Genomic DNA, 7664 nt, shown 5'->3' with positions numbered 1-7664 from the left:
CGCGGAGGGAGCCGCGTGCGGGACGTCGTCACGTGGAACGGATACAGCGGGTGGGACAGGTGGTACGGATCAGCCGGTCGTCACGGCGGTGTCGTCCAGGACGAAGCTGGTCTGGAGCGAGGTGTCCTCGACGCCGGAGAACTTCAGGGCCACGGTGGAGCCCGCGAAGGACCCGAGGCTGAAGGACTTCTGGACGTAGCCGGTCGCCGCGTTGAGGTTGGAGTAGGTGGCCAGGGTGGTGGACCCGGCGGTGACCGTCAGCTTGTCGTACTGCGTGCTGGTGGAGGTCTCGGCCGTGTCCACGTGCAGGTAGAAGGTGAACGTGGTGTTGGTGCAGCCGCTCGGGATCGTCACCGACTGCGTCAGCGTGTCGGTGTGGGTCGACCCGTAGCCGTCGAGCCACGCCTTGTAGGAGCCGGTACGGGCCGCCTGGCTGCTGGAGTTGGTGATCACACCGCTCGACGCGGTCCAGGTGGTGTTGCCCGACTCGAAGCCCGCGTTGCCCAGCAGCTGCGTGGCGGTGCAGGAGCCGCCCCCGCCCGAGGAGCTGACCGTCCAGGTGAAGGCCGCGGTCCCGGTCGCGCCGGTGCTGTCGGTCACCGTGACGGTGGTGCTGGAGGAGCCGGCCGTGGTCGGCGTTCCGGAGATCAGGCCGGTCGAGCTGATCGAAAGACCGGCGGGCAGCCCGGTCGCGGCGTAGGTCAGGGAGCCGCTGTTGGTGCTGCTCGCGGAGATCTGGAGGTTCACCGCGGTGCCGACCGTGGCGGACTGGCTGCCCGGGTTGGTCACCGTGACGCCGGTCGACGGGACCGTGATGTGGCTGCCGACGTTGATGCCGGCGAAGGCGTTGCCGACTCCGGCGTACTGGGCGGAACTGCTGCCGTAGAGCGCCGACGCGGCGTTCAGCGCGGCGGTGCGGGCCTGGGCGTACGTGGTGCTGGACGTCATGTACGTCGTCAGCGCCTTGTACCAGACCTGAAGAGCCGCGGCCCGGCCGATGCCCGCGACGGCGACGCCGTCGGAGGTCGTGCTGTTGTAGGTCACGCCGTTGATGGTCTTGCTGCCGCTGCCCTCGGAGAGCAGGTAGAACATGTGGTTCGCCGGGCCCGAGGAGTAGTGGACGTCGAGGTTGCCGACGCCGGAGTACCAGCTGTCGGCGGAGCCGCCGTCCTTGGAGGGCTTGTCCATGTAACGCAGCGGCGTGCCGTCGCCGTTGATGTCGATCTTCTCGCCGATGAGGTAGTCGCCCACGTCGGAGGAGTTGTTGGCGTAGAACTCCACGCCCGTGCCGAAGATGTCGGAGGTGGCCTCGTTCAGGCCGCCCGACTCACCCGTGTAGTTGAGGCCCGCGGTGTTGGAGGTGACGCCGTGGGACATCTCGTGGCCCGCCACGTCGAGCGAGGTGAGGGCGTGGGTGCTGCTGGTGCCGTCGCCGTAGGTCATGCAGAAGCAGTCGTCGTCCCAGAAGGCGTTGACGTACGCCGTGCTGTAGTGGACGCGGGAGTAGGCGGCGACGCCGTCGTTCTTGATGCCGCTGCGGCCGAAGGTGTTCTTGTAGAAGTCCCACGTCTCCTGGGCGCCGTAGTGGGCGTCGACGCCGGCGGTCTGCGTGTTGGAACCGGCCCCGGTGCCCCACGTGTCGTCGGCGTCGGTCATCAGGGTGCCGGTGCCGGACGTTCCGTTGCTGAGGGAGTACGTCTTGTGGCCGCCGCGCGTGGTGTCGTACAGCTGGTAGGTCGAGCCGGACAGCGTGGTGTTGAGGCTGACGGTACCGCTGTACTGGCTGTTGCCGGTGCCGGTCTCGATGCCCTCGAACTGGGAGAGCTTCGCACCGGTGGCCGCGTCGGTGATGACGTGCAGCTTGCTCGGTGTGCCGTCGTCCTGGAGCCCGCTCACCACGGTCTCCCAGGCGAGCTTGGGCGTGCCCTCGCCGGCCCAGATCACCTTGCGCGCGCTCTGGGCGGCGGGGCTCTTCGCGTCGAGCGCCTTCGCGGCCGACAGGGCCTTGGTCTCGGCGGCCGCCTTGCTGTACGAGGCGGTCGTGGACTTGACCGAGACGGTGCGCCGGTTGTTGTTGAAGGTCGTACTCACCGTGCCGGCCGCCAGCGAGGCCGGGGGCGTGTGCACGACGAGGTCGCCGCCGAGGACCGGCAGCCCTGCGTAGGTGCGCTCGTAGCGCGTGTGCAGGGTGCCGTCGTTGTCCTTCACGACGTCCTTGACGACCAGTTTCTCCTGGGCGCCGAGGCCGAGGGACTCGGCCGTGTCCGTCGCCTTCGCCTCGGCGCTTCTGATCAGGGTCGTGCGCTGGGCGGGGGTGAGATCGGCGGGCAGACCGCCGGTGCGCAGGGGGCCGGGGTGGGGGGCTGCGGGCAGCGCGGTCGCCGGAACCGTCTGGACGCCGAGGGCCAGAAGGGCGGCGGCGGAGAGCAGGGCTGCTCCGACCGTGGTCCGCTTGCGGGGGTTGGGTCTCACTCGTTCTCCTACTGCGGCGGCCGCGGGGTACGGCCGGTGACAGACCGGGCAGACGGGTGTGCTGTCCGGGACGAGCTGAGTGGTGCGGGACCGTGAACGTGGGGCGACAACATGCCGCTGGTGCGCGGTAGTTGGGTGGGAGAATGACAGGCTTGTCGGTGGCATGTCAGCCAAAGCCGGGCGCTTCAAGGGTTATCCCTCGGTGCCGGGCCGGGCCAAAGCCCCCACCCCCCGGCCCGACTGTGAGTGAGCTGTGCGTTCGCTGTCCTGCCGGCGATCCGCCGGACGGGGCGTCGCGCGGTGCCAGGCGGACGACCGGCGGCACGCGACCGGCGCGATCCGGCCGTTCGCCGGGCCGTGGAATCATCGGCCGCGCAACGGTTGCGGAATCGCGCGAAGGCGGTGGGCGGACGTGGTGGCCGGGTGGGAGTGGGACGACACGTTGTTCGCGGGTACTGCCCCGTACTACCGGCGCGGGAGGCTTCCCTACGCCCCCGGGCTGGCGGAGACGCTCGCCGAGGTCCTGCGTCTCGACGGGCGCGGGCGCCTCGTGGACGTGGGATGCGGACCGGGAACCCTCGCCCTGGATCTGGCCCACTTGTTCGGCGAGGTCGTCGGAGTGGACCCGGACCGGGAGATGGTCGCCGAAGCGGGACGGGAGGCCTCGAGAAGGGGAGTGACCGCGAAGACCCGGTGGGTGCGGGCGCGGGCCGAGGAACTGCCCGCGGACCTGGGCACGTTCACCGTCGCGACCTTCGGCCAGTCCTTCCACTGGATGGACCGCGACCTGGTGGCGGCGGCCACCAGGGACCTGCTCCGGCCCGGCGGAGCGCTGGTGCACGTCTCGGACCTGAAGACCGGGACACCGGCCGTCGGCGGTCTCCCGTATCCCGCGGTGCCCGGTGCCGCGATCCAGGAGCTGATCGGGCGCTATCTCGGGCCGGTCCGACGAGCCGGCCGGGGTGTACTGCCGCAGGGAACGCCCGGCGGTGAGGCCGCGGTGCTCGCCCGGGCGGGATTCTCCGGTCCGCGGCGCCAAGTCGTTCCCGGCGGGCAACCGCTCGAACGCACGGCTGACGACGTCGTCGCGGAGGTGTTCTCGATGTCGTTCTCGGCTCCACACCTCTTCGGTCCGCGCCGCGACGCATTCGAGGCCGACCTGCGTCGGCTGCTGCGGGAGGCCTCCGGACCGGGCCTGTTCTCCGCACGCCTGCCGGGCACCGAGGTCTTCGTCTGGGGGAAGGACGCCTCCGCGCCGTGACCGTCCCCAGACCCGGCGCGGGGCGCCGCGGCGGCGGGCGAGGCCGGCGGAGAGCCGTTCGCCGTGGACCTGGTGGACTTCGCCGTGGACCTGGTGGACGAGGTCGCGATGGACGTCGTGCCCGCGGTCCTCGGCTCGGGCGAGCGGTACTTCGGCCCGGTCACCGGCGTACACCTGCTGGAGGACCAGCACACGGTGATCGAGGGCGACCAGGTGCTGGACCTGCTCCACCAAATCCGCCGGTGGACGGTCCCGGGACGGGGAGTTGGTGATCAACCCGCAGGAAGCGCTTGCTTTCACCACCCTCATGCCCGTAGACCTGCTCTACGAAAAGGCGTCACTTTCGGGGGAGTTGATGATGGAAGGCACGATAGACGGGTTCCGGTACGGGGTGGTGACCCCGGTGGCGGCCTTTGTGATGGCCTGCCTGGGAGGAGCTCTGGGGCTGCGCTGCATCGTGCGGACGCTGCTCGACGACGCATCGTGGAAGCCGGGTTGGCTGGCGCTGGGGGCTGCGTCGATCGGCTGTGGCATCTGGACGATGCACTTCATCGCCATGATCGGATTCCAGGTCGAGGAGACCCGGATCGGCTACGACGTCGGTCTGACCGTGCTCAGCCTCGCCGTCGCGGTCGCCGTGGTCGGCGTCGGCGTGTTCATCGTGGGGTACCGGGGCGCCGGGCGAGGAGCGCTGGCCCTCGCGGGTGTGATCACCGGCATCGGGGTCGCGGCCATGCACTACCTGGGCATGGCGGCGATGCAGCTCAACGGCGCCGTCGAGTACGCCCCGCTCACGGTCGCGCTCTCGGTGCTGATCGCGGTGGTCGCCGCGACCGCCGCCCTGTGGGCGGCCGTCACGATCCGCGGCTTCCTGACGAGCCTCGGCGCCAGCCTGGTGATGGGCGTGGCCGTGTCGGGGATGCACTACACGGCGATGGCCGCGGTCAGCGTCCATGTGCACGACACGACGCCGTCGTGGGCCGGGGACAGCCCGACCTCACTGCTGCTGCCGATGCTGATCGGACCGGTGGTCTTCCTTCTGCTGGCGGGCGTGGTGGTGATGTTCGACCCGCTGCTCGTGCTCGGCGAAGGCGACTGGAACCGGCCCGCCCGGGCGGGGCGGGCCGGTACGACGGAGGAGACGGTCAGCCCGCCTGCCGCCCGACGGTCGTGGAGCGGTGGGTGAGGGGTGCACGCAGGCCGAGATGCTCACGGAGCGTCCTGCCCGTGTACGCGGTGGGGTAGACACCGCGCTCCTGCAGTTCCGGGACGAGCAGGTCGACGATGTCGTCCAGGCCGTCGGGAATGAGGTAGGGCGTCACGTTGAAGCCGTCGACGGCGCCGTGCCGCACCCAGTGGGTGAACCTGTCGGCCAGCCCCGCCGGGGTGCCTACGTGCCCGCGCTGCGGTCCCAGGGCGATGACGGTCTCGCGCAGCGACCAGCCGTGCAGCTCCGCCTTCTCGCGCCACTCGGCGACCGTCTTGCGCGGGTCGGCGACGCGCCGCGCGCCGAAGGAGCCGTCGTTCTCGGCGACGACCGGGTCCTCCTTGGGCAGCGGGCCGTCGGCGTCCCGGCCCGAGAGGTCGAGGCCCCACAGCAGACCGGCGACACCCAACGCCGTCGCCGGGGTGACCTGCTGGAGACGGATCCAGCGCTTCTTCTCCAGCGCCTCCGCCTCCGTCGCCCCGATGATGATCTCCGTGCCGGGGAGGATGCGCAGGTCGTCCTCCGGCCTGCCGACGGCGAGCAGCCGCCGCCGGAGGTCCTCGGCGAATTCGAGCGCGTCGTCGAAGTCGGTGCCGTGCGCGGAGAAGACGACGTCGGCGTTGCGGGCGGCGAAGTCGCGGCCCTCGCCGGAGTCCCCGGCCTGGAAGATCACCGGGTGGCCCTGGCCGCTGCGGGGCAGGGTGGGCGTGAGGTCGACGTCGAACTGCGCCCCACGGTGCCGGACTTGGCGTACGGCCCCGGGCGCCGCCCAGGCCGTGGCGCCCGCGGCGCCGGAGACGGCCCCGTCCGCCCAGCCGTCCCAGAGGGCCCGGGCCACGGTGAGGAACTCCTCGGCGCGCCGGTAGCGGTCCGCGTGGTCGAGGTAGCCGCCGCGCCGGAAGTTGGCTCCGGTCCAGGCGTTGTCGGTGGTCACGACGTTCCAGCCGGCCCGGCCCTCGGAGAGCAGGTCGAGTCCGGAGAGCCGGCGGGCGAGGTCGGCGGGTTCGTTGAAGGTGGTGTTGGAGGTGCTGACCAGGCCGATCCGGTCGGTGACGGCGGCCAGCGCGGCGAGCTGGGTGATGGCGTCGGGCCGGCCGGCGACGTCGAGTTCGTGGATCAGTCCGTCGACCTCGCGCAGCCGCAGCCCCTCCCCCAGGAAGAACGCGTCGAACAGGCCCCGTTCGGCGGTCCGGGCGACCCGCCGGAAGCTGGCGGGGTCGATCTGGGAGCCGCTGGCCGGGTCGGACCAGATGGTCCAGTGGTTGACGCCCTGGAAGAAGACACCGAAGTGCAGCTGTGCGTCGGGCCGGGGGACGTCGAGGGGGTCGGTGCGGGTCATCGGGTCTCCTGAAGGGCCTCGAGGTCCGGGCCGGTGGCGTAGCGGTTGGCGGGACGCTCCAGGCCCAGGTGGCCGCGCAGGGACGCGCCGGGCAGCGGGCGCACGGCGAGGCGCCGCTCGAAGAGGTGGGGCAGGACGAGCCGGGACAGCTCCGGCAGATCCTCGTCCAGCACCAGCGGGTGCAGGCGTACGCCGTCCACGATTCCCCGCAACTGCCCGAGCAGCACCGCGAGTCCGGAGGCGGAGCCGATGTGGCGCAGTCGTCCCCGGTCGGTCCACGGCGCGTGCTGTGCGAGGTCGGTGACGCGTTCCTCGGCGGTGGCGTGAGCCGTGTCGAGGGCGACCTCGATCTCGGCGAAGGTACGGGGTGTCCCGGCGTCGGCGGCGGCCGCGCGGACCGCGGTGAGGTCGCGGCCCCCGACGAGGGCGACGTCGAGCTGCGCGGCGGGGACGCGGTCGGGCCGGCCGAGGACGACCAGCTGTCCCTGGGGCGGGCGCGGCACGATGGCCGGGCCCTTCACCGCGTAGGCGTCGCCCGTGAAGTCGACGTAGTGCAGCCGGTCGCGGTCGAGGTAACGGCTGGTGGCGACGGAACGGATGACCGCGTCGTCCTCCCACGAGTCCCACAGTGCGCGGACGACCTCGACACCGTCGCGGGACTCACGGGCCCTGGCGTCCTCGCCGTCGACGAGGGGACGGCCCCAGACCCGGGCCGCCTCGGGGCTTTCCTCCTCACTGACCACCCAGCCGCCGCGCCCGACGGAGATGTGGTCCAGGGACGCCAACTGGCTGGAGACGTGGAAGGGTTCGGCGTACGTGAGCGGCACCACGGGCGCGATGCCGATGACGCCGGTCGACGCGGCCAGGAACGCGGCCCGCTCCACCGCCCCGATGCGGCCGACGACGTCGGGGGTGGCACCGGGTGGCAGCGCGCCGTCCTCGAGGGTGACCAGGGTGAACCCGGAGTTCTCCGCGGCGGCGGCTACGTGGGCCACCCGGCGGGGGGTGAGCAGGTGGTCGGGTGAGTGGGCGGCGCGGCGCCAGGCCGCGGGGTGGGCACCGTCACCGTCGATTTCGACGGCGAGCCGCAGAGCGGGACCGGACAACGGAAGTTCCTTCCGGGGGCACGACGAGTCGACCGGCCCGACGGGCCGGCGGGGTCAGTGGCGTGCGGAAGGACAGACGGCGGAGGCGGTGCGGCAGTAGTCGACATGCCGTCGGGTGATCAGCCGCGTGCCCGTGCCGACACCGTGCGGTGTCGTGCCAGGTGCGCGCATCTGGGCCTCCGCCCTTCGTGACAGATCACTTCAACCTACGTGGTCGGCCCCGGAAGGTGTCAAGGGCATTAGATGCCGCTGCATGAAGTCGGTTCATGAAGTCGGTTC

General features: G+C 71.6%; 5 protein-coding genes. 2 read left to right on the top strand and 3 right to left on the bottom strand.

Annotated features, from left to right (window positions below):
* Window positions 1-69: 69 nt before the first annotated feature.
* Window positions 70-2472 carry a M4 family metallopeptidase gene (locus tag ACFWBB_RS37750; RefSeq protein WP_385282249.1) on the bottom strand — a complete coding sequence of 801 codons (2403 nt, stop codon included), beginning with the start codon at window positions 2470-2472 and terminating at the stop codon, window positions 70-72.
* Between the two features lie 412 nt (window positions 2473-2884).
* On the opposite strand from ACFWBB_RS37750, the gene ACFWBB_RS37745 reads away from it, so the two are divergent.
* Both ACFWBB_RS37745 and ACFWBB_RS37740 read left to right on the top strand, forming a co-directional pair.
* On the top strand, window positions 2885-3733 hold the full coding sequence (locus ACFWBB_RS37745; protein WP_385282247.1) for a class I SAM-dependent methyltransferase: 849 nt from the start codon (window positions 2885-2887) through the stop codon (window positions 3731-3733).
* 358 nt (window positions 3734-4091) lie between these two features.
* Entirely contained in the window at window positions 4092-4919 is an 828-nt protein-coding gene (locus ACFWBB_RS37740) for an MHYT domain-containing protein (protein ID WP_385282244.1), read from the top strand.
* On the opposite strand, the gene ACFWBB_RS37735 is transcribed toward ACFWBB_RS37740, so the two are convergent.
* Together ACFWBB_RS37735 and ACFWBB_RS37730 are read right to left on the bottom strand one after the other, a co-directional pair.
* Window positions 4879-6279, bottom strand: a complete 1401-nt coding sequence (locus ACFWBB_RS37735; RefSeq protein WP_385282241.1) for an NtaA/DmoA family FMN-dependent monooxygenase — start codon at window positions 6277-6279, stop codon at window positions 4879-4881. The two genes, ACFWBB_RS37740 and ACFWBB_RS37735, sit on opposite strands and share 41 nt — an antisense overlap.
* Complete coding sequence (locus ACFWBB_RS37730; protein WP_385282238.1) at window positions 6276-7385, bottom strand: LLM class flavin-dependent oxidoreductase; 1110 nt, start codon at window positions 7383-7385, stop codon at window positions 6276-6278. The genes ACFWBB_RS37735 and ACFWBB_RS37730 overlap by 4 nt, the downstream gene beginning before the upstream one ends.
* Between the last annotated feature and the right edge of the window lie 279 nt (window positions 7386-7664).

The organism is Streptomyces sp. NPDC060000 (assembly GCF_042737375.1).
Classification (GTDB): domain Bacteria; phylum Actinomycetota; class Actinomycetes; order Streptomycetales; family Streptomycetaceae; genus Streptomyces.
The sequence above is the reverse complement of the archived record's forward strand: the minus strand, read 5'-3'. Positions and strand labels throughout refer to the sequence as shown.